This is a genomic window from Stutzerimonas sp. Brlt_14 (assembly GCF_051948915.1).
GTDB classification, from domain to species: domain Bacteria; phylum Pseudomonadota; class Gammaproteobacteria; order Pseudomonadales; family Pseudomonadaceae; genus Stutzerimonas; species Stutzerimonas stutzeri.
The window spans coordinates 190,582-216,974 of the sequence record NZ_JAYJLM010000004.1 but is presented as its reverse complement, the minus strand read 5'-3'; the positions used below and the strand labels follow the sequence as shown (position 1 = coordinate 216,974).

At 64.8% G+C, this 26,393-nt stretch carries 22 protein-coding genes and 2 tRNA genes; 3 read left to right on the top strand and 21 right to left on the bottom strand.

All coding sequences use genetic code 11. The features are described 5' to 3' along the window. Positions 1-74: 74 nt before the first annotated feature. The 8 genes from dnaB to rnr form a co-directional block, all read right to left on the bottom strand. Positions 75-1,469, bottom strand: coding sequence for a replicative DNA helicase (gene dnaB, locus VF716_RS11405; protein WP_013984082.1), 1,395 nt, complete (start codon positions 1,467-1,469; stop codon positions 75-77). Between the two features lie 104 nt (positions 1,470-1,573). After that, a complete protein-coding gene (rplI, locus tag VF716_RS11400; protein ID WP_011914672.1) occupies positions 1,574-2,020 on the bottom strand; it encodes a 50S ribosomal protein L9 in 447 nt (148 codons plus the stop codon). 21 nt (positions 2,021-2,041) lie between these two features. Next, positions 2,042-2,935, bottom strand: coding sequence for a hypothetical protein (locus VF716_RS11395; RefSeq protein ID WP_011914673.1), 894 nt, complete (start codon positions 2,933-2,935; stop codon positions 2,042-2,044). Positions 2,936-2,969: 34 nt separating this feature from the next. Beyond that, positions 2,970-3,200, bottom strand: coding sequence for a 30S ribosomal protein S18 (gene rpsR, locus VF716_RS11390; protein ID WP_003283112.1), 231 nt, complete (start codon positions 3,198-3,200; stop codon positions 2,970-2,972). Between the two features lie 28 nt (positions 3,201-3,228). Then, entirely contained in the window at positions 3,229-3,645 is a 417-nt protein-coding gene (gene rpsF, locus VF716_RS11385) for a 30S ribosomal protein S6 (RefSeq protein ID WP_011914674.1), read from the bottom strand. Between the two features lie 179 nt (positions 3,646-3,824). Beyond that, complete coding sequence (locus VF716_RS11380; RefSeq protein WP_440552707.1) at positions 3,825-5,981, bottom strand: PAS domain-containing protein; 2,157 nt, start codon at positions 5,979-5,981, stop codon at positions 3,825-3,827. Positions 5,982-6,153: 172 nt separating this feature from the next. Further along, the gene (gene rlmB, locus VF716_RS11375; protein ID WP_013984085.1) at positions 6,154-6,909 is read right to left on the bottom strand and encodes a 23S rRNA (guanosine(2251)-2'-O)-methyltransferase RlmB; all 756 of its coding nucleotides are present in this window, start codon (positions 6,907-6,909) and stop codon (positions 6,154-6,156) included. After that, positions 6,906-9,407, bottom strand: a complete 2,502-nt coding sequence (gene rnr / locus VF716_RS11370) for a ribonuclease R (protein WP_440552706.1) — start codon at positions 9,405-9,407, stop codon at positions 6,906-6,908. Before rnr ends, rlmB begins: the two co-directional genes overlap by 4 nt. A gap of 204 nt (positions 9,408-9,611) precedes the next feature. Here rnr and VF716_RS11365 point away from each other — a divergent pair. Both VF716_RS11365 and VF716_RS11360 read left to right on the top strand, forming a co-directional pair. Beyond that, positions 9,612-9,698, top strand: a tRNA-Leu gene (locus tag VF716_RS11365). A 118-nt stretch (positions 9,699-9,816) separates the two neighbouring features. Beyond that, positions 9,817-9,903, top strand: a tRNA-Leu gene (locus tag VF716_RS11360). A gap of 140 nt (positions 9,904-10,043) precedes the next feature. On the opposite strand, the gene VF716_RS11355 is transcribed toward VF716_RS11360, so the two are convergent. The 11 genes from VF716_RS11355 to VF716_RS11305 form a co-directional block, all read right to left on the bottom strand. Next, a complete protein-coding gene (locus tag VF716_RS11355; RefSeq protein WP_014597763.1) occupies positions 10,044-11,339 on the bottom strand; it encodes an adenylosuccinate synthase in 1,296 nt (431 codons plus the stop codon). A gap of 90 nt (positions 11,340-11,429) precedes the next feature. Further along, positions 11,430-12,617, bottom strand: coding sequence for an ATP phosphoribosyltransferase regulatory subunit (locus VF716_RS11350; RefSeq protein ID WP_440552705.1), 1,188 nt, complete (start codon positions 12,615-12,617; stop codon positions 11,430-11,432). Positions 12,618-12,901: 284 nt separating this feature from the next. Beyond that, positions 12,902-13,768, bottom strand: a complete 867-nt coding sequence (hflC, locus tag VF716_RS11345) for a protease modulator HflC (RefSeq protein ID WP_011914681.1) — start codon at positions 13,766-13,768, stop codon at positions 12,902-12,904. Further along, a complete protein-coding gene (gene hflK / locus VF716_RS11340) occupies positions 13,768-14,946 on the bottom strand; it encodes an FtsH protease activity modulator HflK (protein WP_013984089.1) in 1,179 nt (392 codons plus the stop codon). Before hflK ends, hflC begins: the two co-directional genes overlap by 1 nt. A gap of 98 nt (positions 14,947-15,044) precedes the next feature. Next, entirely contained in the window at positions 15,045-16,346 is a 1,302-nt protein-coding gene (gene hflX, locus VF716_RS11335; RefSeq protein WP_020305919.1) for a ribosome rescue GTPase HflX, read from the bottom strand. An 11-nt stretch (positions 16,347-16,357) separates the two neighbouring features. Beyond that, entirely contained in the window at positions 16,358-16,612 is a 255-nt protein-coding gene (gene hfq, locus VF716_RS11330; protein WP_279640556.1) for an RNA chaperone Hfq, read from the bottom strand. A gap of 92 nt (positions 16,613-16,704) precedes the next feature. Continuing rightward, positions 16,705-17,676 carry a tRNA (adenosine(37)-N6)-dimethylallyltransferase MiaA gene (gene miaA / locus VF716_RS11325; RefSeq protein ID WP_053527872.1) on the bottom strand — a complete coding sequence of 324 codons (972 nt, stop codon included), beginning with the start codon at positions 17,674-17,676 and terminating at the stop codon, positions 16,705-16,707. A gap of 81 nt (positions 17,677-17,757) precedes the next feature. Beyond that, on the bottom strand, positions 17,758-19,635 hold the full coding sequence (gene mutL, locus VF716_RS11320) for a DNA mismatch repair endonuclease MutL (protein ID WP_440552704.1): 1,878 nt from the start codon (positions 19,633-19,635) through the stop codon (positions 17,758-17,760). After that, positions 19,632-21,047, bottom strand: a complete 1,416-nt coding sequence (locus tag VF716_RS11315; protein WP_019405350.1) for an N-acetylmuramoyl-L-alanine amidase — start codon at positions 21,045-21,047, stop codon at positions 19,632-19,634. Before VF716_RS11315 ends, mutL begins: the two co-directional genes overlap by 4 nt. Before the next feature lie 17 nt (positions 21,048-21,064). Next, positions 21,065-21,535, bottom strand: coding sequence for a tRNA (adenosine(37)-N6)-threonylcarbamoyltransferase complex ATPase subunit type 1 TsaE (gene tsaE / locus VF716_RS11310; RefSeq protein WP_011914687.1), 471 nt, complete (start codon positions 21,533-21,535; stop codon positions 21,065-21,067). Further along, on the bottom strand, positions 21,523-23,013 hold the full coding sequence (locus VF716_RS11305; RefSeq protein WP_440552703.1) for an NAD(P)H-hydrate dehydratase: 1,491 nt from the start codon (positions 23,011-23,013) through the stop codon (positions 21,523-21,525). The genes tsaE and VF716_RS11305 overlap by 13 nt, the downstream gene beginning before the upstream one ends. Positions 23,014-23,086: 73 nt before the next feature. On the opposite strand from VF716_RS11305, the gene queG reads away from it, so the two are divergent. Beyond that, positions 23,087-24,160, top strand: a complete 1,074-nt coding sequence (gene queG, locus VF716_RS11300; protein WP_108242340.1) for a tRNA epoxyqueuosine(34) reductase QueG — start codon at positions 23,087-23,089, stop codon at positions 24,158-24,160. A gap of 9 nt (positions 24,161-24,169) precedes the next feature. On the opposite strand, the gene ftsH is transcribed toward queG, so the two are convergent. Next, positions 24,170-26,011 (bottom strand): ATP-dependent zinc metalloprotease FtsH, encoded by a 1,842-nt coding sequence (gene ftsH, locus VF716_RS11295; protein WP_019405353.1) that lies wholly within the window; start codon positions 26,009-26,011, stop codon positions 24,170-24,172. 91 nt (positions 26,012-26,102) lie between these two features. Continuing rightward, positions 26,103-26,393, bottom strand: a complete 291-nt coding sequence (locus tag VF716_RS11290) for a YceK/YidQ family lipoprotein (protein ID WP_011914691.1) — start codon at positions 26,391-26,393, stop codon at positions 26,103-26,105.

Sequence of the window (26,393 nt, the reverse complement as noted above, 5' to 3'; positions counted from 1 at the left end):
GCACGACCGTGCAGACCGGAACTCGGCGAGGGGCATGGACGACACCCTGCCCCGACGCCGAGCGAGGCGGACGACTAGTCGTCGTCGAACTGATAGCTGCCCGGCGCGAGGTTCTCGAAGCGCGAGTACTTGCCGAGGAAGGCCAGCCGGGTGGTGCCGATCGGGCCGTTCCGCTGCTTGCCGATGATGATCTCGGCGACGCCCTTGTACTCGGTTTCCGGGTGATACACCTCGTCGCGGTAGACGAACATGATGATGTCCGCATCCTGCTCGATCGCCCCCGATTCACGAAGGTCTGAGTTCACCGGGCGCTTGTTGGGTCGCTGCTCCAGCGAGCGGTTGAGCTGCGACAGAGCGATCACCGGACAGTTGAATTCCTTCGCCAGGCCCTTTAGCGAGCGCGAGATTTCGGAAATCTCGTTGACCCGGCTGTCGCCGCTGGACCCTGGAATCTGCATCAGCTGCAGGTAGTCGACCATGATCAGCGCGATCTCGCCGTGCTCGCGGGCCAGGCGACGGGTCCGCGCACGCATCTCCGAGGGGCTGATGCCAGCGGTATCGTCGATGAACAACTTGCGATCGTTGAGCAGGTTGACGGCCGAGGTCAGTCGCGGCCAGTCATCGTCATCGAGCTTACCGGCGCGCACCTTGGTCTGGTCGATGCGCCCGAGCGAAGCGAGCATACGAATGACGATGGAGTCGGCGGGCATTTCCAGAGAGAACACCAGCACCGCCTTGTCGGTACGCAGCACGGCGTTTTCCACCAGGTTCATGGCGAAGGTGGTCTTGCCCATGGACGGACGGCCGGCAACGATGATCAGGTCGGCCGGCTGCAGGCCGCTGGTGGCTTCGTCCAGATCGGTGAAACCGGTGGACAGGCCGGTGATCGCCTCGCCAGCATTGAACAGGGTGTCGATGCGGTCGATGGCCTTGACCAGAATGTCGTTGATGCCGATCGGCCCGCCGGTCTTCGGTCGCGCTTCGGCAATCTGGAAGATCAGTCGCTCGGCTTCGTCGAGGATCTCCTCGCCGGTGCGGCCCTGCGGGGCATAGGCGCTGTCGGCGATCTCGTTGCTGATGCCGATCAGCTGGCGCAGCGTCGCCCGCTCACGAATGATCTGCGCGTACGCCTTGATGTTCGCCACCGACGGTGTGTTCTTGGCCAGTTCGCCGAGATAGGCAAGGCCGCCGACCTGGGACAGGTGCCCCTCCTTGTCCAGCTGTTCGGACAGGGTGACCACGTCGAACGGCGAGTTGCGTTCGGCCAGGGCGAAGATGGCGCGGAAGATGAGGCGATGATCGTGGCGATAGAAGTCGCCGTCGGATACCTGGTCGAGCACGCGCTCCCAGGCATTGTTGTCCAGCATCAGACCGCCAAGCACCGCCTGCTCAGCCTCGATGGAGTGTGGCGGCACCTTGAGCGCGGCGGTTTCCAGATCGTACTGCTGGGGGACACTGATGTCGTTCATGGCACTCGAAAGTCGAAACTACGGAAAAAACAAAGGGCACGTTCCACTCGCGTGGAAACGTGCCCGATGTTACTCGTCAGGCACCAGCGGTGCCAGACGACGGCTTAGCCGGCTACGACGATCAGCTTGACGGTCGCTTCGACGTCGGTGTGCAGGTGCACAGCCACGTCGTATTCGCCGGTCTGGCGAATGGTGCCGTTCGGCAGACGAACTTCGCTCTTGGCCACTTCGACGCCGGAGGCGGTCAGGGCATCGGCGATGTCGGCAGTGCCGATGGAACCGAACAGCTTGCCCTCATCGCCCGCGGTAGCGGTGATGGTGACTTCCAGTTCGGCCAGCTGAGCAGCGCGAGTTTCGGCAGAAGCCTTCTTCTCGGCAGCAGCTTTTTCCAGCTCGGCGCGGCGGGCTTCGAACTCGGCGATGTTGGCCGGGGTCGCAGCGGTAGCCTTGCCTTGCGGCAGCAGGTAGTTACGGCCGTAACCGGCCTTGACGTTTACCTTGTCGCCCAGGTTGCCCAGGTTGGCGATCTTTTCCAGCAGGATGACTTCCATTTGAGTCTTACCTCTTAACTTTTAACCTTCACCGTTCGCAGGTCCCGCGCCGTTCTTGCCGGCCGCGCGACCACGAAAATCAAACAGACTGTCGACAATGGCCAAAACGGCCAGTAGCGGATAAATCAACTGCATGAACAGCACCAGCGTGACGTACAGCCCCACCAGCCAGAACCGCGGCAGGCGCCCCTGAGCCACCAGTCCGTGCATCAGCGCGAGACCGGCGAACACCAGCGGTACACTGCACAGCGGCGTCAGCACGGCCAGCTGCGCACCGAGATTCGGCCCCAGCAGCATGCCCACCAACAGCAGCATCGCCAGAATCGGAGGAAACCGCAGCGCACGAAACTCGCTGCCGAAACCACCCGGGTTGTACAGCGCGGCCTGCCAATAGCGCCCCAGCATCAGGCTCAGCAGGGTGACGATCTGCAGCAACGCGGCCAGCAGGCCGGTCAGCACGGGCACCAACAGCGACTCCAGACGCCCGCGCTCTTCCACCGAAAGCTGCTGATAGGCCCCCGACAGCGCGTCGGGCAACACTTTCTGCAGTTCGCTGGCCAGCGCCGCAATCGGCTCGCCGAACACCGCACTGAGCGCCCAGACATACAGCAGTCCGAGGCCCACGCTACATACCATCACTCGCACCCACGACGCATGACTGCGCAGCAGGAGCGCCAGCCCCAGCGAACCGAGCAGTACCAGCAGGGTTCGCGGATCGCCGAAGTACCACCAGGCCAGGGCCGGTATCACCGCCCAGACCAGCACACTCAACGCATCGTTCAGCCCGCGTCGCAGCAGCACGAGACTGCCTGCGGCAGCGCTCAGCCAGAACAACATGGGCAGTGCCGCAGCACCGGCCACCACGAAGATGGCCTGCATGCGGCCGCGCATGATGAACTCAGCCAGGGCGCGCATGCGATTTATCCCTTACTTCTGTCGACCAGCCGGATCAACGGCCGTGGCTGTCGGTGTAGGGCAGCAGGGCCAGGTAGCGGGCGCGCTTGATAGCGGTGGCCAGCTGACGCTGATAACGTGCCTTGGTTCCGGTGATGCGGCTAGGAACGATCTTGCCGGTCTCGGAGATGTAGGCCTTCAGGGTGTTGAGATCCTTGTAATCGATCTCTTTCACGCCTTCGGCGGTGAAGCGGCAGAACTTACGACGACGGAAAAAACGTGCCATGAAATAGGCTCCTCAATAGATCCGTGGATTACTCGTCAGCGTTGTTATCGCTGTCACTGTCGTTCTCGTTGGAGCCGTCAGTGTTGTCAGGGCGATCACGACGCTCGCGGCGCTCGCTACGGTTTTCCTCGGCCTTGAGCATTTCGGACTGCTCGGTCACGGCTTCGTCGCGACGAATGATCAGGTTGCGGATGACGGCGTCGTTGTAGCGGAAGTTGTCTTCCAGCTCGGCCAGGGCCTTGCCGCTGCACTCGACGTTCAGCATCACATAGTGAGCCTTGTGCACGTTGTTGATGGCATAAGCCAGCTGACGACGGCCCCAGTCTTCCAGACGATGGATCTTGCCACCGTCTTCTTCGATCAGCTTGGTGTAACGCTCCACCATGCCGCCGACCTGCTCGCTCTGGTCCGGGTGAACCAGAAAGATGATTTCGTAATGACGCATAACTGCTCCTTACGGGTTGCAGCCTGCCGACGATGCGGTCAGGCAAGGAGTGAATGACTTGTTGTCTTGCTTGCAGAAAGGCGCGCAAACGCCTGCCATCCAGGCAAGGGGCGCCATTCTAGAGAAGGGGCAACAGCGGCGCAAGGCAAACTGGTGATTATTTAACCAGCACGTGGTAATCAGCCACGTAGCGCCTCGCGCTCGGCGCGAATGCCGTCGAGCAGCTCGCGCACCTGGTGGATATCGTAGGGTTTGAGCATGGTGCGCAACCGCTCGACGCCGACGTCCGAAGCGTTGACGGCGTAGCCCGAGGCGATCACCACGGACAGTCGCGGATGCCGCGTCACCGCCTCGCGCGCCAGGTCGATGCCACTCATGCCGGCCAGACCGACATCGGTCAGCAGCACATCGAACGGCTCCCGCGCGAGCGCCTCGAGCGCTTCCTCGGCTGTCTCGCTGGCCACGACATCATGACCGAGCTCCATCATCACCTCGCCGGTCAGCATGCGCAGCGTGGGATCGTCCTCGACGAAGAGAATCTTGAGCGCACCGCCATCGGCCTCTGGCACAGCCCCGGAAGAGGACGGCGCGCCCGCAGACGCTGGCGCTGGTTCAGCCGAAAACTCCCTATCAGCCGCGCATGCCTGCTCGTCAATATGACGGGGCAGATGCACACGCACGGCGGTGCCCCCGCGCTCGCCGCTTTCCAGGCTGACGAAACCGCCGCTCTGCTTGACGAAGCCATAGACCATGCTCAGCCCGAGGCCGGATGCGTTGCTCGCCTGCTTGGTAGTGAAGAAGGGCTCGAACGCCCGGGCGCGGACGTCCTCGCTCATGCCGCTGCCTTCATCGATCACGCTGAGCAGCACATAGTCGCCGCCCTGCCCCGACGCGGCATCGGCAGCGACCAGACGATTCTCCAGGCGCAGCACCACGCGGCCGCTGCCAGACATCGCATCACGCGCATTCGCGGCCAGATTCAGCACCACGCTCTGCAGATTGCCGACATCGACGAACACCGGCCAGGGCTGGCCGAGCACTTCGAGCTCCAGCTGTACGGCCGAACCCAGCGCGCCGTTGAGCAATTCATGCATCTGCTCGAGCAGCTGGGGCAGATGCACCTGCCTTGGCAGCAATGGCTGACGACTGGCGAAGGCCAGCAACTGCGAAGCCAGCCGGGCGCCTTTCTCCACGCCGCTGACGGCCGAATCCAGACGTCGGGCAGCGGTCTCGTCGCCACCGAGACTGCGACGCAGCAACTGCAGGTTGCCACCGATGATCTGCAGCATGTTGTTGAAGTCGTGGGCGATGCCGCCGGTCAGCTTGCCCACCGCCTCCAGTCGCTGCGCCTGCTGCAGAGCCTGTTCGGCGACCTGCCGCTCCGCCTCGCTCTGCTCGAGCGCCAGGGTCCGCTCGCGCACCAGCTCCTCGAGATGTTCACGATAGCGCTGCAATTCCGATTCGTTGCGCTGCTGCTCGGTTACATCCTGACCCTGCACGAAGATGCCGGTGACGTTGCCCTCGTTCTCGATGATCGGCTGCAGCACGAAGTCCAGAATCGTCTCTTCCGGCTCCCGGTCCGCTTGGCGCTTGAGAAACAGCGACACGCGCTTGCCGATGTAGGATTGCCCGGTGCGGTAGACCTCGTCCAGCAGGTCGATCAGCCCCTGGTCGACAACTTCGGGCAGGCCCTCGCGAACCGTCTTGCCCAGCAGCTGGCGATGCCCGGTCACCTCTCGGTAGGCATCGTTGATCAGTTCGTAGACGTGATTCGGTCCGCGCAGGAAACAGACGAATCCAGGCGCCTGCGCGAAGAGGCGCCGCAACTGCTCGCCCTCGGATTGCAGCAGCCTGGCGCGGGACATGACGCCTTGCTCGAGCTGCTGCACAGGCTGATGCCCTGCAGCCTGCTTCAGCGAATCCTTCATGGCCTGCAGCTCGGTGATGTCCGAGGTGTGCTGCAGGATGGCCACGACTTCGCCCTGCTCATCCAGGATCGGCGTGTGCGTGGCGCTCCAGTAGCGATCCTCGTAGACAGACCCGAGCGACGTGTGGCGGGCAATGGAATAACGGATTACCGGCAGCGTATCGATGGCCTTACGGCTGAGCACGCGGGCAAAGGAGTCGAGCAGCTCCTGCACACGAGTCGTCTCGGGGCTGAGCGGATCTGCTGCGAACGCTTCGTGAAGGCGCTGCCCCTGGATCTCCTCCAGCCTGCGGCCGGTCAGGGCCAGGTAGGCCGCGTTGGCATCCAGGATGACCAGATCGCGGTCGAGCAGAACATAGGCGTTCGGCGACAGCCGGAACAGGCTTTCAAAAGACGGGCGCTGCTGCATACAACCTCCATGGTACGAGCCTGACGCCGCGTAACGAACCCAGCAAGGCTCCGAGTCTGGAGCCCTCAAGCAACATGATGAAAAGACGCTATCCGGCGAACCAGCCTGTGACAGCGATTGACCACAAAAAGGTCAGTCGGTTTCCGAACGAACCGGAAGGATCGGTCCGGGATCAATCGGTCGCCGCACCCCGCCCACGCTGACGTAGCGCTTCGAACAGACAGACACCGGTGGCAACCGATACGTTGAGGCTGCTGACGCTTCCCGCCATGGGCAGGCGCACCAGATAGTCGCAGTGCTCGCGGGTCAGCCGGCGCATCCCGCGCCCTTCGGCGCCCATGACGAGCACGATGGGGCCGGTGAGGTCCTGCGCATAGAGCGACTGCTCAGCCTCGCCAGCGGTTCCGACGACCCACAACCCTTTCTGCTGCAACTTTTCCAGGGTGCGCGCCAGGTTGGTGACCGCCACCAACGGAATCACCTCGGCGGCACCACAGGCCACCTTGCGCACCGTGGCATTGAGGGTGGCGGACTTGTCCTTCGGCACAATCACCGCCAGCGCGCCGGCCGCGTCGGCCGTACGCAGACAGGCGCCGAGGTTGTGCGGATCGGTCACCCCGTCGAGCACCAGCAGCAATGGCGGGCCTTCGGCGCGATCGAGCAGCTCGTCGAGCATCGCCTCACCCCACACCTGACTCGGGCTGACCTCGGCCACCACGCCCTGATGCACGCCCTCGACCCAGGCATCCATCTCGCGGCGCTCGCACTGGCCGACACTGACCCGCGCCTGCGCGGCCAGTTCGATCAGCACCTGCACACGCGGGTCGCCCCGGCCTTCGGCCAGCCATACCTGCTTGACGCGCTTGGGATGATGGCGCAGCAACGCTTCCACGGCGTGCAGGCCATAGATCTTTTCCAGCTGACTCATGACTTGGCCTTGCGCTTTCTGGGACCACCGCTGGAGGCTGGCGACTTCTCGGCCGGCTTGCCAGCGGACTTCGGCTTGGATGCGCCGGACCTGGACTTGCTGCCGCCTGCCTTGTCGGCCTTGCCCTTGCGGCCGCCCGACTTGGCTTCGGCCATCAATGCCTGCTTCAGCTCACGGCTCTTGCGGATATCGGCGTTACCCGGCTCACGGCCGCGCTCGCCGCTGTCACGCTGGCCAGCTGTCTTGCTGCCACCGGCGATCAGCTCGAAGTCGATCTTGCGTTCATCCAGATCGACGCGCATGACACGCACCTCGACGCTGTCGCCAAGGCGGAAACTGCGACCGCTACGCTCACCGGAGAGACGGTGATGCAGCGGGTCGAAGTGGTAGTAGTCGCCCGGCATCGCCGTGACATGCACCAGGCCCTCGACATAGATGTCGGTCAGCTCGACGAACAGGCCGAAGCCGGTGACCGCGGTGATCACACCGGGGAAGGTCTCGCCGACGCGATCCTTCATGAACTCGCACTTGAGCCAGTTGACCACGTCGCGAGTGGCCTCGTCGGCGCGCCGCTCGGTCATCGAACACTGTTCGCCCAGTTGCTCCAGCGCCGCCTCGTCATACGGGTAGATGCGCGCCTTGGGCATGCTCGGGGCGCCTTCACGCCGCACGTGCGGCGTGTCTCGCCGGGACCGGATGACGCTGCGAATGGCGCGATGCACCAGCAGATCCGGATAGCGCCGGATCGGCGAAGTGAAGTGCGCATAGGCTTCGTAGTTCAGACCGAAGTGACCATGGTTCTCGGCACTGTAGACCGCCTGGCTCAGCGAGCGCAGCATCACCGTCTGGATCACGTGAAAATCCGGACGCCCCTGGATCTTCTCCAGCAGCGCCTGGTAATCCTTGGGCGTCGGCCCCTCCTTGCCCTTGTGCAGGGAAAGCCCCAGCTCACCGAGGAAGGCGCGCAGCTTCTCCTGACGCTCCAGCGGCGGTGCGTCGTGCACGCGATACAGTGCCGGGATCTCATGCTTCTGCAGGAACGCCGCGGTGGCGACGTTGGCGCAGAGCATGCACTCCTCGATCAGCTTGTGCGCATCGTTGCGCTCGGTGGGCTTGATCGCGGCGATCTTGCGATCGGTACCGAAGACGATGCGGGTTTCCTGAGTCTCGAAATCGATCGCACCGCGGGTATGGCGCGCCTTGAGCAGCACCTTATAAAGCGAATAGAGCTGCTTGAGGTGCGGTAGCACTTCGGCGTACTCGGCGCTCAGCCGCTTGCCTTCGGCAGACTTGGGCTGCTCCAGCATCGCGCTGACCTTGTTGTAGGTCAGCCGTGCATGGGAGTGGATCACCGCTTCGTAGAACTGGTAGTCGGTCATCTTCCCCGACTTGCTCAGGGTGATCTCGCAGACCATGGCCAGACGATCGACATGGGGATTCAGCGAGCAGAGACCGTTGGACAGCTCCTCGGGCAGCATCGGCACCACGCGCTCGGGGAAGTACACCGAGTTGCCGCGAACCACAGCTTCCTTGTCGAGCGCCGAGTCCACCTTCACATAGTGCGACACATCGGCAATGGCCACATACAGACGGAACCCGCCGGTCAGCAGCTTCCAGCCGCCCGGCTTCTCGCAGAAGACCGCATCGTCGAAGTCGCGAGCATCCTCGCCGTCGATGGTGACGAACGGCAGATGGCGCAGGTCGACGCGCTTGTGCTTGTCCTTTTCCTCCACCTCGGGCTTGAGCCGCGCAGCCTCCTTGAGCACCGCCTCGGGCCATACGTGCGGAATATCGAAGCTGCGCAGCGCGACGTCGATCTCCATGCCCGGCGCCATGTAGTTGCCGATCACCTCGACGATATCGCCCTGCGGCTGGAAGCGCTGCGTCGGCCAGTGAGTGATCTTCACCTCGACGAACTGACCCGGCTTGGCATCCAGCGCCCGCCCGGGCGTGACCAGCACTTCCTGCTGAATCTTGGGGTTGTCCGGAACGACGAAACCGACATCGCTCTCGATGTGATAACGGCCCACGATGCTCTCGTGAGCGCGGCTGATCACCTCGACGATGGCGCCTTCGCGGCGCCCACGCCGATCGAGGCCCGCGACACGCGCCAGGCAGCGGTCACCATCGAACACCAGGCGCATCTGCGCCGGGCTGAGGAACAGGTCGTCGCTGCCATCGTCGGGGATGAGGAAGCCAAAACCGTCACGATGGCCGCTGACGCGCCCGCAGACCAGGTCCAGCTTGTCCACCGGGGCATAGGTGCCGCGCCGGGTGTAGATCAACTGGCCGTCTCGCTCCATCGCACGCAGGCGGCGACGCAGCGCTTCGATATCTTCGTCGGACTCCAGCCCGAACTCTTCCACCAGCTCTTCACGGGCAGCTGGCGAGCCACGTTCGCCGAGATGCTGAAGAATCAGCTCACGGCTGGGAATAGGGTTTTCGTACTTTTCCGCTTCACGAGCGGCCTCGGGATCGAGGGATTGCCAATCGGCCATTAAGAGATGTCACCTTTCATTCATTTATAGAGGCAGAACGCCCTTTTTCTATTGAAGCGCGAATCGCTGCCGGACGGCAGCTTTCATGCGAATTATTTTTCGCCATCAGGGGTTTACAAGGCCAAACCTCGGCCGTATAGTTCGCGCCCACAATGTCTGGCAGACGTTGTAACACGGAAACGGCCAAGTATCATCGTTTCTCGTGCCCAGGTGGCGGAATTGGTAGACGCACTAGGTTCAGGTCCTAGCGGTGGCAACACCGTGGAAGTTCGAGTCTTCTCCTGGGCACCACTCTTCAAATGAAACCCGCATCTTCGATGCGTGTCTCAGGCAGTAACGAAGATTGCCGACTTCGGCCGATGTGAATCGGCAAAATGGCAAAAAAGTCGGTGAGCAATCATCGCAATGTGCCCAGGTGGCGGAATTGGTAGACGCACTAGGTTCAGGTCCTAGCGGTGGCAACACCGTGGAAGTTCGAGTCTTCTCCTGGGCACCACTCTTCAAGAAAAAACCGAGCCCCTGGCTCGGTTTTTTCGTTTCAGCCCGATAAAAATCCCCGTCGACCCAGACTCGCGCTGTCGCCAGCTCCAGAGAGCAAAAGACCGCCCGAAGGCGGTCTTTCTACCATGCGCGCTATCAGGCGTACGGATGACGCAACACGATGGTCTCGTTGCGGTCCGGACCGGTGGAGATGATATCCACTGGCGCCTCGATCAGCTCTTCCAGTCGCTTGATGTAAGCGCGAGCATTGGCCGGCAGCTCGTCAAGACTCTTGGCGCCAACGGTCGACTCGCTCCAACCCGGCATGTCCTCGTACACCGGCTGCAGACCGTCGTAGCTGTCGGCATCGGTCGGCGCATCGACCAACACTTCGCCATTGCGATCCTTGTAGCCGACGCAGATGCGGATGGTCTCCAGCCCGTCGAGCACGTCGAGCTTGGTCAGGCAGATCCCGGAGATGCTGTTGATCTCGATAGCACGGCGCAGGATGACGGCATCGAACCAGCCGCAACGACGCGCACGCCCGGTGGTCGAGCCGAACTCATGACCACGCTCGGCCAGGCGCGCGCCGACGTCATCGAACAGCTCGGTGGGGAACGGACCGGAGCCCACACGAGTGGTGTAGGCCTTGGTGATGCCGAGGATGTAGTCCAGGTACAGCGGACCGAAGCCGGAACCGGTCGCCGTGCCACCAGCCGTTGTGCTGGAGCTGGTCACGTACGGATAGGTGCCGTGGTCGATGTCCAGCAGCGAGCCCTGCGCACCTTCGAACATGATGCAGGCACCCTGCTTGCGCAGCTCGTGCAGACGGGCGGTGACATCGGTGATCAGCGGCTTGAGGATTTCCGCGTAGCCGAGGGCCTCGTCGAGAGTCTTCTGGAAATCAACCGGCTCGACCTTGTAGAAGTTCTGCAGCACGAAGTTGTGGTAGTCCAGCAGTTCGCGCAGCTTGACCGTGAAGCGCTCCGGATTGAACAGGTCACCGATGCGCAAGCCGCGACGCGCCACCTTGTCCTCGTAGGCCGGACCGATGCCGCGACCGGTGGTGCCGATCTTGCCTTCCGAGCGCGACGCCTCACGGGCCTGGTCCAGCGCCACATGGTAGGGCAGGATCAGGGTGCAGGACGGGCTGATGCGCAGGCGCTCGCGCACCGGCACACCCTTCTCTTCCAGCTTGGTGATTTCCCGCAGCAGCGCATCGGGCGCGACCACTACGCCATTGCCGATCAGGCACTGCACGTTGTCACGCAGGATGCCGGACGGGATCAGGTGCAGCACGGTCTTCTCACCGTCGATGACCAGGGTATGACCGGCATTGTGGCCGCCCTGGTAACGCACGACCGCAGCCGCCTGATCGGTCAGCAGATCGACGATCTTGCCCTTGCCCTCATCACCCCACTGGGTGCCCAGGACCACGACATTCTTACCCATAACCCTTTGTCCTCTTCGGCGAAGCATGCCGGCCGCAACCGGCGATAATCGAAACCTGGCCGGCGCCGCGAGCATGCGGCGCCATAGCCATCAGGACGCCAGCGAAGCCACCGTCCAGATACCATTACTCAACTGCAGCTGCCGATCACAGCCCAACTGCGCGGCATCGGCTTGCGACTGGCCGTCCAGCGCCTGCACTACGCGCTCACCCTGGCGGCGCAGATCGCGAATCGCCCCCCAGAGGCCGGACTCGTCGCCGTATGGCGCCCAGATTCCGGCAACCGGCGTGGTCAGATCGGCGTTACCCAGACCGACCAGCGTTTTCAGATCGGTGGAGAAGCCTGTCGCCGGGCGCGCACGCCCGAAATCGGCACCGATGTCGTCGTACCGCCCGCCCTGGGCGATCGACTGCCCCACGCCCGGCACGAACGCGGCGAACACCATTCCAGTATGGTAGTGATAGCCACGCAATTCGCCCAAATCGAAGTACAGCGGCACCTGCGGATAGCGCAGCGCGAGCTGGTCGGCCACCGTCGCCAGGGTTTCCAGCGCCGCCTGTACGTCAGCGGGCGCAGTGGCCAGCGCATGCCGAGCGTCGTCGAGCGTCTCGCGCCCACCACACAGACGCGCCAGCGCGCGCAGCATCGAGGCGAGGGCCGGATCAAGCGCCGCGGTCAACTGCTCAATCTCGCCCATGGCCTTGCGCTGCAGCGCGTCGAACAGGCGCTGCTCGGCCTCGCCACTCAGTGCGGCCGCCTTTGCCAGGCCGCGATAGATGCCCACATGACCGAGATCCATGTGCACGTCGGGCACATCGGCCAGTTCGAGCATCTCCAGCATCAGGCTGATGACCTCGAGATCGCTGGACGCAGACGCATCACCGTACAGTTCTGCACCGAGCTGAATGGGGCTGCGCGAGGTGGAAAGCGCCTGCGGCTTGGCATGCAGCACGCTGCCGGCATAGCACAGCCGGCTCGGCCCTTCACGACGCAGGGTATGCGCATCGACGCGGGCCACCTGCGGGGTGATATCGGCACGCAGCCCCATCTGACGACCGGAGAGCGGATCGATGACCTTGAAGGTGCGCAGGTCCAGGTCCTGCCCGGAACCGGTGAGCAATGACTCGAGGAATTCCACGTGCGGGGTGATGACCAGCTCGTAGCCCCAGCGCTGGAACAGATCCAGCACGCGCCGACGCGCCGTTTCGATACGCGCCGCCTCTGGCGGCAGCACCTCTTCGATGCCATCTGGCAAGAGCCAGCGGTCTACCGTTGCCATTCGCGAAATCACCTCTCGTTCCGGTAAGCCCAGACGAAAACCGCGGCTGCAGCCTCAGCTGGCCTCCGGTCGCGTGCAGTTGTGTTCGAACCATGGCATCCGAGCCATGCCCCTGAGGGGTCGGCATGACCACCGCATGCCTGGGATAGCCTGCGACCTCAAGGGCACAGACGCAAAAAAGCCGGGATTTTCCCGGCTGGCGGATCATAGCAACCTTTTCCCCATGGGTCACCCGGCGACACGCGCGTGCCGCCGGAGAACCCCGGGCAAATGGCCGTGAAACGCTACTTGTTGCTCTGCAGATAGCGGAAGAAGTCGCTCTTCGGATCGAGCACCAGCACATCTTCCTTGCTGGAGAAGCTCTCACGGTAGGCCTGCAGGCTACGATGGAACGCGTAGAACTCCTGATCCTGCCCGTACGCGGCGGCATAGATCGCAGCAGCCCTGGCATCACCATCACCACGCAGCTCTTCCGCCTCGCGGAAGGCCTCGGCCAGCAGCACCCGGCGCTGACGATCGGCGTCGGCACGAATACCTTCGGCCAGCTCCTTACCCTTTGCGCGATGCTCGCGAGCCTCGCGTTCACGCTCGGAACTCATCCGCTCGAACACGCTGCGGTTGACCTCGCGGGGCAGATCGATACCCTTGACGCGCACATCCACCACCTCGATACCGAGCTCCTGCTGAGCGGCGCGATTGAGACTGGTGGTGACCTGCGCCATCAGCTCGTCACGCTGACCGGAGACCGACTCGTGCAGGGTGCGCTTACCGAACTGGTCACGCAGCGCCGCCTCGAGACGACGCGCCAGACGCTCATCGGCAATCTGCTTCATCCCCGACGTCGCGGTATAGAAACGCTCGGCATCGTCCACACGCCACTTGGCATAGGAGTCGACCATCAGCGCCTTCTTCTCCAGCGTCAGGAAGCGTGACGTGGTGGTATCCAGCGTCAGCAGTCGCGCATCGAACTTGCGCACCGAGTTCACGTACGGAATCTTCATGTGCAGACCCGGCTTCACGTCAGGCTCGACGATCCGGCCGAAGCGCAGCAGCACGGCACGCTCGGTCTGGGAAACGATGTAGAAGCTGTTCCACAGAACGATGGCCAGCACCACACCCACGATCAGGGCGGTAAGGGATTTATTGCTCATCAGCGACTCTCCCTCGTACGAACTTCACGCGGATCCAGCTCCGGCGGCAGACGAGTGCCCTGGGTTGCCGCCGCACCCGACGCCACTCCGGCAGGTGCCGGCGTGCTTGCGCCACGGCTGTTGATCATCTTGTCCAGCGGCAGATAGAGCAGATTCTGCCCACCATCGCCACTCACCATGACCTTGCTGGTATTGCTCATGACTTCCTGCATGGTTTCCAGATACAGACGCTCGCGCGTAACTTCCGGTGCCTTGCGGTACTCGGCGACCAGCTTGCTGAAGCGGTCGGCCTCACCCGTCGCCCGTGAAATCACCGCATCGCGGTAACCGCTGGCCTCTTCCAGCATGCGCTGGGCCTGACCACGAGCCTCGGGGATCACGCCGTTGGCGTAGGACTCGGCCTGGTTCTTCTCGCGCTGCTCGTCCTCCCGCGCCCGGATCACGTCATCGAACGCTTCCTGCACTTCACGCGGCGCCGAAGCACTCTGGATGTTGACCTGGGTGACGACGATGCCGGTGCCGTAGTTGTCGAGGAAGCGCTGCAGGCGTTCCTTGACCTCGCCGGCCATGACCTCACGACCCTCGGTGAGCACCTGATCCATGGCAGTGGAGCCCACGACGTGGCGCACGGCACTGTCGGTGGCGTGCTGCAGGCTGATTTCAGGCTGATCGACACTCAGCACGAAGGACTGCAGATTGCTGATCTTGTACTGAACGGTCAGCGGCACCTCGATGATGTTCTCATCCTCGGTGAGCATCTGCCCCTGCTTGCTGTACGAGCGCTCGCGCGTCACGTTCTCCTGGAACTTGCGGTCGATCGGCGGGAAGTAGATGTTCAGGCCCGGCCCCACCGTCTCGTGATACTTGCCGAAGCGCAGCACCACGGCCTGCTCCTGCTCGTCGACGATGTAGATGGCGTTGAACAGCCACACGGCCAGCAGCACCACCAGCGCCACCCAGACAAGGCCGAAACCGCCGCGCTTGCCGGAGCCACCAAAGTTGCCGCCACCACGTTTCTTGCCGCCAAACATGCCGTTCAGGCTGTCCTGCAGCTTGCGGAAAGCCTCATCGAGATCCGGTGGCCCCTTCTGGTCGCCACCGCCGCCACGACGGCCGCCGCCACCACTGCCCCAGGGATCCTGGTTGTTCGAGTTGCCACCCGGCTCATTCCAAGCCATAGCGCTCTCCATTCAAATAAAGCTAAAGACGCGCCCACGGCGCGCCCGCCAATGCTACAGAAAGCCCCGAACGACCGGCAAAATTGCCGATCGAGGCTTTATTGCAAAGTGTGTTGCTCGATGAACTCGCCCACCCGCAACCCTTCGCGGCTGATCAAGCGATTCAGTTCGACCCGCGGCAAGCGAACTTCCAGCAGGCTGCCACCCTCCTCGTCGTGCGTCTCGCGCTGCACCGCACCCAGCTCGAAGAACTGCGCACGCAAGCGGCCCAGCCTCTGCGGCAGGCACAACGTGCCGACGAAGAGATCATCACCGAGCAGCTCGGCGACGGCCTGACGCAGCAGGTCGAGCCCCAGACCGTCACGGGCGGACACCCAGACGCGCTGCGGCTTGCCATCGGCATCGCGCTGTATCTGCGGCTCGATACCCTCGAGAAGGTCGAGCTTGTTGTACACCTCGAGCATCGGCAGCTCGTTGGCGCCGATCTCGCCAAGCACCGCGAGCACCTGCTCGATCTGCTGATCACGTTCAGGCTCGTGAGCATCGATCACGTGCAGCAGGAGGTCGGCGTTGCTGGACTCTTCCAGCGTCGCCCGGAACGATTCCACCAGCTTGTGCGGCAGATGACGGATGAAGCCCACCGTGTCGGCCAGGATCACCGGCCCGACATCCTCGAGCTCGAGGCGGCGCAGCGTGGGATCGAGCGTGGCGAACAGCTGATTGGCGGCATAGACCTCGGATTCGGTCAGAGCATTGAATAGCGTGGATTTGCCGGCGTTGGTGTAGCCCACCAGCGACACGGAAGGAATGTCCGCACGACGCCGGCCACGACGGGCCTGCTCGCGCTGGCCACGGACCTTTTCCAGACGCTGCTTGATCTGCCGGATGCGCACGCGCAGCAGGCGACGGTCGGTCTCCAGCTGGGTTTCACCCGGCCCCCGCAGGCCGATACCGCCCTTCTGCCGTTCGAGGTGGGTCCAGCCGCGGACCAGCCGCGTGCTCATGTGTTCGAGCTGCGCCAGTTCGACCTGCAGCTTGCCCTCGTGGGTACGCGCCCGCTGGGCGAAGATGTCCAGAATCAGGCCGGTGCGATCAAGCACACGGCATTCGAGCGCGCGCTCGAGGTTGCGCTCCTGGCTGGGGGTCAGCGTGTGATTGAAGATCACCAGCTCGGCCTCGCCTTCCTTGACGAGGTCATGCAGCTCCTCGACCTTGCCGCTGCCGATCAGGAACTTGGCGGAGGGCTGGTGGCGGGAAACATTGACGAAGCCAACCGTTTCCGCCCCCGCCGAACGCGCCAGCTCCTGGAACTCCTGAGGGTCCTCGCGCGCCGCGGGATCCTGGCCGTCCAGGTGCACCAGGATAGCCCGCTCACCGCCACCGGGACGTTCGAAGAACAAAGAAACCTACCTCAGTCGTTACCCGACTCGGATTGCTCGGCATCGCCAGCGGTCGGCAGACGCACGGGGCGGCCGGGAACCACAGTGGAAATGGCGTGCTTGTACACCATCTGGCTTACGGTGTTTTTCAGAAGGATGACGAATTGGTCGAAGGATTCGATCTGGCCCTGCAGTTTGATGCCGTTGACCAGATAGATGGAAACCGGGACGCGTGCCTTACGCAGTGTGTTGAGGTAAGGGTCTTGTAGCGAATGCCCTTTTGACATGTGCCGCACTCCTTAGAGGATCTGTTTTCATTAGTGTTCTAAACGTACAACCGACGATCCACTTGTTGAGAATAGACGGTCAATTAGCAGTGTCAGCTCAATATGGAGAGCGATTGCAGGTATTTCAATGCGCGCGGCAGATTGTCGCAGGACAAACTGTCCAGCCAGTGAACCTCCCCCCAGCTTCGCAACCAGGTGAACTGACGCTTGGCCAGTTGCCGGGTGGCGATGATGCCGCGCTCCACCATTTCCTCGCGAGTCGATGAGCCGTCCAGGTATTCCCACACCTGACGATAGCCAACCGCGCGAATGGATGGCATGCCGAGGTGCAGGTCGCCACGAGACCGCAAGGCTTCGACCTCTTCGACGAAGCCCTGTTCAACCATGTGCCGGAAACGTCTCTCGATGCGCTCGTGCAGGATGTGGCGTTGCGCGGGAGCGATACACAGTTGCGCGACAGTATAAGGCAAGACGCCGGAGCCTGGCGCGTCTGGGCCGGCTTTTTGCGACCTTTGTCGGGCGCGATGCTCGCTCATGGTCAAGCCGCTGACACGATAGACCTCCAGCGCGCGCACCAGCCGCTGCGGATCGTTGGGATGAATGCGTGCCGCCGACTCCGGGTCCACCTGCGCCAGCCGGTCGTGCAGCACCTGCAGCCCCTCGCTTGCTGCCAGGGCTTCGAGTTCCGCGCGCACCGAAGCATCAGCCGCCGGCATGTCCGCCAACCCTTCCTGCAACGCCTTGAAATACAACATGGTTCCGCCGACCAGTAACGGAATGCGGCCGACGGCGGTGATCTCCGCCATGGCCGCCAGCGCATCGCTGCTGAACTCGGCAGCCGAGTAGCTCTCAGCCGGATCGAGGATGTCCACCAGGCGGTGCGGGAACTGCGCCAGTACCTCGGCAGAGGGCTTCGCCGTGCCGATGTCCATGCCACGGTAGACCAGCGCCGAGTCGACGCTGATCAGTTCGCAGGGCAGCACGCGCGCCAGCTCCAGCGCCAGGTCAGTCTTGCCCGAGGCGGTGGGGCCCATAAGAAAGATGGCGGGAGGCAGAGAAGACATCGGCGGGCTCGGCAGGCGTGGCCGCATAGTTTCCAGTGGCAGGCGGCAGGTCGCAAGCACGGCCTGCCGCCCGGAGCCGGGTCAGCGGCCGCGCAGGAACAGCTTGTCCAGATCGTCCATGCCCAGCTGCGTCCAGGTCGGGCGGCCATGGTTGCATTGCCCGCTGCGCTCGGTGTGCTCCATGTCGCGCAGCAAGGCATTCATCTCCGGAAGCGTCAGGCGGCGGTTGGCACGTACCGCGCCGTGGCAGGCCATGGTCGCCAGCAACTCGTTGAGGTGTGCCTGGATGCGGTCGCTGGTGCCGTACTCCAGCAGATCGGCAAGCACGTCACGCACAAGCTGGGTGGCCTCGGCCTGCTTGAGCAGCGAAGGAATCTGACGGATCGCCAGGGTTTCCGGACCGAGGCGCTGCAACTCGAAGCCGAGCATCTGGAACCACTGCGCGTGCTCTTCCGCGCAATCGGCCTCGCGCTGGCTGAGTGCAATGGACTCGGGCACCAGCAGCGGCTGGCCGCGCAGCCCTTCGCTGGCCATGGCAGTCTTCAGCCGCTCGTAGGTGATGCGTTCGTGGGCGGCATGCATGTCCACCAGGACCATGCCCTGGGCATTCTCGGCGAGGATATAGACCCCCTTGAGCTGCGCCAGCGCGTAACCCAGTGGCGGCACGTCATCCTGGCTGGCCGGCAGCGGCGCCGCGGCGCTTTCGGGCAGCGGAGTGAAAAACTCGCGGTACGCGCCCTGAGCCTCGGCGGTATAGCCGGCCGACGCCGGGCGCGGCGCCTGATAGCCCGCCCCCGCACCCCGCCAGGCGGGTGTCTCGCCTTGCGGCCGCTCGAGCACGCTGGCGGACAGGCTCATCTCGTTCTGCCCGGCGAACTCGCCGGCAGCCAGTCCGGACACCTGGGTCATCGGCGCTACGCTCGCCGGCGCGGCCAGCTGGTCCTCGGGACGCACATCGCCCAGCGCGCGGTGCAGCGTGCCGTAGAGGAAGTCATGGACCATATGGCTGTCGCGGAAACGCACCTCGTGCTTGGTGGGATGCACATTGACGTCCACCACCGCCGGATCGACGTCGAGGAACAGCACGAAGGTCGGATGCCGGCCGTTGAACAGCACGTCGCGATAGGCCTGGCGCACCGCATGGGCGACCAGCTTGTCGCGCACCATGCGCCCGTTGACGTAGAAGTACTGCAGGTCCGCCTGACTGCGCGAGAAGGTCGGCAGTCCGACCCAACCCCAGAGCCGCAGCCCGTTGCGTTCGATCTCGATGGGCAGCGCCTGCTCCAGGAAGGCCGGCCCGCATACCGCAGCGACGCGCCGCGCACGGGCGCTGTCGTCGTTGGCCTGATGCAACGCCAGCACGCCCTTGCCGTTGTGGCGCAGATGGAAGGCCACATCGAAGCGCGCCAGCGCCAGGCGCTTGATGACCTCCTGCAGGTGGTCGAATTCGGTCTTCTCGGTGCGCAGGAACTTGCGCCGTGCCGGCGTGTTGAAAAACAGATCACGCACTTCCACCGAAGTGCCCACCGGGTGAGCCGCCGGCTGCACTCGCGCTTCCATTTCGCGCCCCTCGGTTTCCACCTGCCAGGCCTCGCTGGCATCGGCAGTACGCGAGGTCAGCGTCAGACGCGAGACGGAGCTGATCGAGGCCAGCGCTTCGCCGCGAAAGCCCAGGCTCATGACTCGCTCGAGATCTTCCAGATCGCGAATCTTGCTGGTGGCATGGCGGGCCAGGGCCAGCGGAAGGTCGTCCGGCGGTATACCGCAGCCGTCGTCGCGAACCCGCAACAGCTTGACCCCGCCCTGCTCGACGTCCACCTCGATACGACTGGCGCCGGAGTCCAGGCTGTTCTCCAGCAGCTCCTTGATCACCGAGGCCGGGCGCTCGACCACCTCGCCAGCGGCGATCTGGTTCGCCAGCCGCGGGCTGAGCAGCTGGATGCGTGGCGCTTGCGTCATGGCTGGGACGCCAGGGTGGTAGCGGGAATGTTCAGCGTCTGGCCGATCTTGATCACATCGTTGCTCAGGTTGTTGGCACTGCGCAGCGAGGCCAGGCTGACCTGATAACGCTGGGCAAGCAGCGCCAGGCTTTCGCCCGAGCGCACGACATGCTCGCGCGGGCCGGCGGCGATCTTGCCGGAATCACGCAGCCAGGCAACGTAGGTCCCCGGCGGCGGATTCTCGTGGAAGAACTGCCGCACGCCACTGTGAATGGAGCGCGCCAGCGCCTGTTGATGGCTGGACGTCTGGAGTTTCTTGGCTTCCGACGGATTGGAGATGAAGCCGGTCTCGACCAGGATCGAGGGGATGTCCGGCGATTTCAGCACCATGAAGCCGGCCTGCTCGACGCGCCGCTTGTGCAGCGGCGTGATGCGCCCCATGTTGCTGAGCACCTTCTGCCCGACGTTCAAACTGGACGACAGCGAGGCGGTCATCGACAAATCCAGCAGTACGCCGGCGAGCATCTGATCCTTGTCGCCGAGGCTGACGTTGCCGGCACCACCGATGAGGTCGGAGCGGTTTTCGCTGTCGGCCAGCCAGCGGGCGGTTTCCGAGGTGGCGCCGCGGTCCGACAGGGCGAACACCGAGGCGCCGTACGCTGCCGAGCGCGGCGCGGCATCGGCGTGGATCGAGACGAACAGGTCGGCGCCCTTCTTGCGGGCGATCTCGGTCCGTTTGCGCAGCGGAATGAAGTAGTCGCCGGTGCGCACCAGTTCGGCGCGGAAGCCTTTCTCGGCGTTGATCTGGCGTTGCAGCTCCTTGGAAATCTGCAACACCACGTGTTTCTCGTAGACCTTGCCGGGGCCGATGGCGCCCGGGTCTTCGCCGCCGTGGCCGGCGTCGATGGCGATCACGATGTCACGCTTGCCACCCGAGGTGGCCGGCAGCTTCACCGCCGGCAGGGTCGGCGAGACCGGAGCAGCCGGGGTGGACGGTGTGGCGGTCGCTGGCGGCTGGGTGGCGGCACGGGCCGCAGTGGCCTGGTCGAACAGATCGACCACCAGACGGTGTCCATACTGCTGGTTGGGCGCCAGGCTGAAGCTCTTCGGCGAAACGGGCGCATGCAGGTCGACCACCACGCGCAGCGTGTTGGCATCGTGCTGACCGGCGCGCAGGGAGGCGACCGGCGTGTTCTGCAGAGCGAGCTTGTCGAGCTCGGCCTTCAAAGTCGCGCCAGTGACGTCGATGACCAGCCGGTCGGGTGCGGTGAGGGTGAAGATCTTGTGTTCGACCGGCCCTGACAGGTCGAACACCAGGCGGGTGTTGTCCGGCGCACGCCACAGACGCACGCTCTGCACATCGCTGGCAGCAAACAGGTCCGTCGCCATCAGCGACAGCACCAGGCCAACAACCAGGGTGCGAATGCGCATCCCCAAACCCATGTTATTCATAGCTCTCCGTCGGTCAGGGCGACACACCAGGCTTCGCCCCGCGCGGTATGGGGCGACAGGCGCAGCGTTCGGCCGGCCTCATGCGGCGTAATGGTAATGTCCATGTCGGCCTTTGGCAAAATGCCGGCCCCGCGCTCCGGCCACTCGATCAGGCACAGCGCGTTACCCTCGAAATAATCGCGGATGCCGAGAAACTCCAGCTCTTCGGGATCGACCAGGCGATACAGATCGAAATGGAACACCTGTACCTCGCCCAGTTCGTAGGGCTCGACCAGCGTGAAGGTCGGGCTCTTGACCTTGCCCTCGTGGCCGAAACCACGGATCAGGCCGCGTGACAGCGTGGTCTTGCCGGCGCCGAGGTCGCCATGCAGATAGATAACGCCCCGACCACCGGTCACCCGGGCAATGCGCGCGCCCAGTGCGAGCATCGCCGCCTCGTCCCCGGCATACAGATTCACTTCAGGCATGGCGACTGCTCCTCGAACAACTGACGAATCACCGGAATCAGATCACTGGCGGCCAGGCCGCGACCCAGCGGGCCAAGGCGCTCACCGGCGGCGGCGTGCAGCCAGGCGCCCAGGCAAGCCGCATCGAACGGCGCCAGCTGCTGCGCCAGCAAGGCACCGAGCACTCCGGCCAGCACGTCGCCGAGCCCGGCACTGGCCATCGCCGGATGGCCGCGATCGCACAGGGCCAGCCGGCCATCCGGCGCCGCGACCAGCGTGCCGGCCCCCTTGAGCAACGCGACGCACCCATAACGCTGCGCCAGCGCCCGCGCCGCCGCCGGGCGATCGGCCTGCACCTCGCCGACCGAGCACTTCAGCAGTCTCGCTGCCTCGCCCGGATGCGGCGTGATCAGGCAGCCGGACGGCAATTCGACGGCACCGGTAGCGAGCAGGTTCAACGCATCGGCATCCCAGACCTGCGGCTGCTCGCGCTGCGCAGCCGCGGAAATCAGGCTACGCCCCCACGGCGCCTGGCCGAGGCCGGGACCGACCACCAGCACATCGGCACGTTCCAGCAGCGCCGTCAGGCTGTAGGTGGACTCGACGCCATTGCACATGACCTCCGGCCGGCGCACCAGCGAAGCGCTGACGTGCTCCGGGCGGGTCGCCAGGGTCACCATGCCGGCCCCACAGCGCAGCGCAGCCTCGGCGCTGAGCAGCGCGGCGCCGCCGGTACCCAGATCACCGCCGATCACCAGCACCTGGCCGAAACTGCCCTTGTGCGCGGTCGGCGAACGAGGTGCGACCCGCGCCAGCGAGCCATGGTCGAGGCGCACGGCCTCACTGGCCACCTGCGCGACGATTCCCGGGTCGGCCTGCAGGTCGTCGAACACCAGCGCGCCGACGCGATCCGGGCCGTCGGCGGTAAACAGGCCGAGCTTGAGGCCAATGAACGTCACGCTGAGATCGGCGCGCACTGTTTGCCCCAGCACCTGACCGGTGTTGGCGCACAGCCCGCTGGGCAGGTCGATTGCCAGCACCGGACGGCCGCTGGCGTTGATCGCCGCGATCGCGCTCGCATAGGGTTCGCGCACCGCGCCGGTCAGACCGGTGCCGAGCAGCGCATCCACCAGCACGCCCTGCAGCGGCGCCTCCGCTCGCCAGGGTTCGATGGGCACTCCGCAATCACGCGCTTCGGCGCAGGCCAGCGCCGCGTCGCCCTGCAGCGTTTGCGGATCGCCCACCGCCAGCACCCGCACCTGCCAGCCAGCGCGCTGCGCCAGCGCCGCCAGCAGGTAGCCATCGCCGGCGTTGTTGCCGCGCCCCGCGAGCACGGTCACAGCACCTGCATCGGGCCAGCGCCGGCGCAGCGCGCGCCAGGCGGCATGGGCGGCACGCTGCATCAGTTCGAAACCGGACGTACCGGCGGCAATCAGGCGCGCATCGAGTTCGCGCACCTGGGTGGCGTTGTACAGGGCGACGGGCAGGGAATCGATCATCGGTGCAGGGATCATCGCGGCGGAATGTCTGGCAGAATTATACGCACCCGCTCACTTCCCGCCGCAGTCTCCGATGTCCAGCTCCGCTCTCGATCCCGTCGCACTCGCCGACTCCATCAAGGAGTGGGGCCGCGAGCTCGGCTTCCAGCAGGTGGGGATCACCGGCGTCGACCTTGGCGAGCACGAGGCGCACCTCGAGGCCTGGCTCCAAGCGGGCTATCAGGGCGAGATGGACTACATGGCGGCCCACGGCAGCAAGCGCTCGCGGCCGGACGAACTGGTGCCCGGTACGCTGCGAGTCATCTCGCTGCGCATGGACTACCTGCCGGGCGACACCCGCATGAGCCAGCAGCTGGCCGACCCGGAAAAAGCCTATGTGTCGCGCTATGCCCTGGGGCGGGATTACCACAAGCTGATCCGCAAGCGCCTGCAGCAGCTGGCCGAGCGCATTCAGCAGGTGGCCGGTCCGTTCGGTTTCCGCGCCTTCGTCGACAGCGCGCCGGTGCTGGAGAAGGCCGCCGGCCAGCAGGCCGGGCTTGGCTGGATCGGCAAGAACACCCTGCTGCTCAACCGCAAGGCCGGCAGCTGGTTCTTTCTCGGCGAACTCTTCGTCGACATCGCGCTGCCGGTCGACGAGCCGGTGACCCGCGATCACTGCGGCAGCTGCCACGCCTGCCTGGACATCTGCCCCACCGAGGCGTTCGTCGGTGAACGGCTGCTGGACGCGCGGCGCTGCATTTCCTACCTCACCATCGAGCTCAAGGGGCCGATCCCGGTCGAGCTGCGCGACAAGATCGGCAACCGCGTATTCGGTTGCGACGATTGCCAGATCGTCTGCCCCTGGAACCGCTTCGCACGCCCCACCGAGCAGAGCGACTTTCAGCCGCGCCATAGCCTGGACAACGCTGAACTGGCGACCCTGTTCCGCTGGACGGAAGAGGAGTTTCTCAGCCGCACCGAGGGCTCGCCGCTACGCCGCGCCGGCTACGAACGCTGGCTACGTAATCTCGCGGTGGGCCTGGGCAATGCGCCGTCGAGCATCCCGGTGCTGGAAGCGCTTCAGGCGCGCCGCGACGATCCGTCGGAGCTGGTGCGCGAGCATGTGGAGTGGGCCCTGGCCCAGCACGCCGGTCGCGCACCAGCCTGAAACACCCGACTAGGGCGCCGGAAGCGCCGCGGTGTCGGGCGCGGCGGCGCTCAGTTGGCGCAGCTCCTCGGCATCCAGCGTTTCCTGTTGCAGCAACTGCCGGGCGCAGCGCTCGAGCAGCTCGCGCCGTGCCTCGAGCAACGACAGGCTGCGCTGGAAGGCCGCCTGCACCAGCTCCTGCACTTCCTCGTCGATGGCCGTAGCGGTGCTTTCGGCGTAGTCGTGCTGCGGCTTGAGGCCGAGCAACGCTTCGTTGCCGAGAAAGGCGTTGGGCTCACGCTCCAGCGCCAGATGGCCGAGGCGCGTGGACATGCCGTAACGGGTGACCATGGCGCGGGCGATGTCGGTGACCTTGGCCAGGTCGTCCGCCGCGCCGGTGGACAGATGGGCGAACACCAGCCACTCCGCCGCGCGGCCGCCGAGCAGCACGGCCATCTTGTTTTCCAGCTCCTCGCGGGTCATCAGGAAGCGATCCTCGGTGGGCCGCTGGATGGTGTAGCCCAGCGCGCCCATGCCGCGCGGGATGATCGACACCTTGTGCACCGGATCGACGCCCGGCAGCGCCATGGCCACCAGCGCATGGCCCATCTCGTGGTAGGCGACGATCTCGCGCTCGCGCGGGTTGAGCAGGCGATTGCGCTTCTCCAGCCCGGCGATGATGCGTTCGATGGCCGCGGTGAAGTCCTGCATCGCCACCGCCTCGGCGTTGCGCCGGGTCGCCAGCAGCGTCGCCTCGTTGACCAGGTTGGCCAGGTCGGCGCCGGTGAAGCCCGGGGTCAGCGCGGCGATGGCCTGAGGATCGACATCGGTGCCCAGCCGCGACTTCTTCAGGTGCACGTTGAGAATCTGCACCCGTCCGACCTTGTCCGGCCGGTCCACCAGCACCTGGCGGTCGAAACGGCCGGCGCGCAGCAGCGCCGGGTCGAGGATCTCGGGGCGGTTGGTGGCCGCCAGCAGGACGAGCCCGCTGGAGGTGTCGAAGCCGTCCATCTCCACCAGCAGCTGGTTGAGCGTCTGCTCCTTCTCGTCATGCCCGCCGGACAGGGGGCCGGCACCGCGGGCACGGCCAAGGGCGTCCAGTTCGTCGATGAAGATGATCGCCGGTGCCTGCGCCCGCGCCTGCTCGAACAGATCGCGCACCCGCGCCGCGCCGACACCGACGAACAGCTCGACGAACTCGGAGCCGGAAATGGAGAAGAATGGCACCTTCGCCTCGCCCGCCACGGCGCGCGCCAGCAGCGTCTTGCCGGTGCCCGGCGGGCCGACCAGCAGCACGCCCTTGGGCATGCGCCCGCCGAGGCGGCCGTAGGTTTGCGGGTCGCGCAGGAACTCGATGATTTCCTTGAGCTCGTCCTTGGCCTCGTCCACGCCGGCAACATCAGCGAAGCTCACCTTCATGTCGGTCTCGACGTAGACCCGCGCCTTGCTCTTGCCGATCTGCATCATGCCGCCGCCACCCAGGCCGCTGCCGATGCGCTTGAGCAGGAACAGCCAGATGCCGAAGAACATCGCCGCCGGGATGATCCACGACAGCAGGTCGCGCACCAGCGTGCTTTCCACCTTGCCGGTGTAGCGTACCGGGTACTGCTGCAGATGCTCGGCCAGCTGTGGCTCGACGCGGTTGGTGATGAAACGACGCTGACCGCCGGCCAGGGGCTCCTTGAGCCGGCCTTCGATGCGCCGGTCCGTGATGGCCAGTTCATCTATGCGCCCTTCCTTGAGGTGCTGCTCGAACTCGCTGTAGGGGATGGTCGCCACCTCCTGCTGCGCCGACAGCAGGTACTGGAGGCCGAGAAACACCAGGATGGCGATCATCCAGTAGTTGAAATGGAACTGAGCGCGGTCTTTCACACCGTTTCTCCTTGTGCGCGGACCGTCAACTATGCCTGTGCGGCCGCGAGCTTGCCTGGACCCAGATCAGTTATGCCGCGGTTGCCGGCAATCAGAGCCCGCCGCGTACACCGAGCCCGACGCCCAGCTCCGCCGCGACGGCGAAGGGCAGCAACAGCGTGTCCAGCAAGGCGCTGGCCGGCAGATCGAGCGCGGCATGCTTGGGCGCCACGGCACCGAAGCGATCCAGTGGGCAGCAGCCACCGTTGAGGCTGTACCAGTCCAGACGCGTGCCGGAATAGATGATCGGCGCGCCGGGCTTGGCCGCGTCCAGCGTGCGCACCGTGGCGCAGCCACCCAGCACGCTCAGCGTCGTCAGTACCAGCAGCGCCCGACCGATCAT

Excerpts from the sequence above, each read along its gene's own strand:
- miaA (WP_053527872.1), bottom strand. The coding sequence starts at position 17,676 with ATGTCTTCTCTGCCTCCCGCCATCTTTCTTATGGGCCCCACCGCCTCG.
- rlmB (WP_013984085.1), bottom strand. The coding sequence starts at position 6,909 with ATGAGTCAGCTGGAAAAGATCTATGGCCTGCACGCCGTGGAAGCGTTG.
- VF716_RS11395 (WP_011914673.1), bottom strand. The coding sequence starts at position 2,935 with ATGCGCGCCCTGGCTGAGTTCATCATGCGCGGCCGCATGCAGGCCATC.
- rnr (WP_440552706.1), bottom strand. The coding sequence starts at position 9,407 with ATGGCCGATTGGCAATCCCTCGATCCCGAGGCCGCTCGTGAAGCGGAA.
- tsaE (WP_011914687.1), bottom strand. The coding sequence starts at position 21,535 with ATGCCTGAAGTGAATCTGTATGCCGGGGACGAGGCGGCGATGCTCGCA.
- VF716_RS11290 (WP_011914691.1), bottom strand. The coding sequence starts at position 26,393 with ATGATCGGTCGGGCGCTGCTGGTACTGACGACGCTGAGCGTGCTGGGT.
- rplI (WP_011914672.1), bottom strand. The coding sequence starts at position 2,020 with ATGGAAGTCATCCTGCTGGAAAAGATCGCCAACCTGGGCAACCTGGGC.
- mutL (WP_440552704.1), bottom strand. The coding sequence starts at position 19,635 with ATGACGCAAGCGCCACGCATCCAGCTGCTCAGCCCGCGGCTGGCGAAC.
- VF716_RS11380 (WP_440552707.1), bottom strand. The coding sequence starts at position 5,981 with ATGCAGCAGCGCCCGTCTTTTGAAAGCCTGTTCCGGCTGTCGCCGAAC.
- hfq (WP_279640556.1), bottom strand. The coding sequence starts at position 16,612 with ATGTCAAAAGGGCATTCGCTACAAGACCCTTACCTCAACACACTGCGT.
- VF716_RS11350 (WP_440552705.1), bottom strand. The coding sequence starts at position 12,617 with ATGGCAACGGTAGACCGCTGGCTCTTGCCAGATGGCATCGAAGAGGTG.
- dnaB (WP_013984082.1), bottom strand. The coding sequence starts at position 1,469 with ATGAACGACATCAGTGTCCCCCAGCAGTACGATCTGGAAACCGCCGCG.
- VF716_RS11355 (WP_014597763.1), bottom strand. The coding sequence starts at position 11,339 with ATGGGTAAGAATGTCGTGGTCCTGGGCACCCAGTGGGGTGATGAGGGC.
- VF716_RS11315 (WP_019405350.1), bottom strand. The coding sequence starts at position 21,047 with ATGCGCATTCGCACCCTGGTTGTTGGCCTGGTGCTGTCGCTGATGGCG.
- queG (WP_108242340.1), top strand. The coding sequence starts at position 23,087 with ATGTCCAGCTCCGCTCTCGATCCCGTCGCACTCGCCGACTCCATCAAG.
- hflK (WP_013984089.1), bottom strand. The coding sequence starts at position 14,946 with ATGGCTTGGAATGAGCCGGGTGGCAACTCGAACAACCAGGATCCCTGG.
- rpsR (WP_003283112.1), bottom strand. The coding sequence starts at position 3,200 with ATGGCACGTTTTTTCCGTCGTCGTAAGTTCTGCCGCTTCACCGCCGAA.
- hflC (WP_011914681.1), bottom strand. The coding sequence starts at position 13,768 with ATGAGCAATAAATCCCTTACCGCCCTGATCGTGGGTGTGGTGCTGGCC.
- rpsF (WP_011914674.1), bottom strand. The coding sequence starts at position 3,645 with ATGCGTCATTACGAAATCATCTTTCTGGTTCACCCGGACCAGAGCGAG.
- VF716_RS11305 (WP_440552703.1), bottom strand. The coding sequence starts at position 23,013 with ATGATCGATTCCCTGCCCGTCGCCCTGTACAACGCCACCCAGGTGCGC.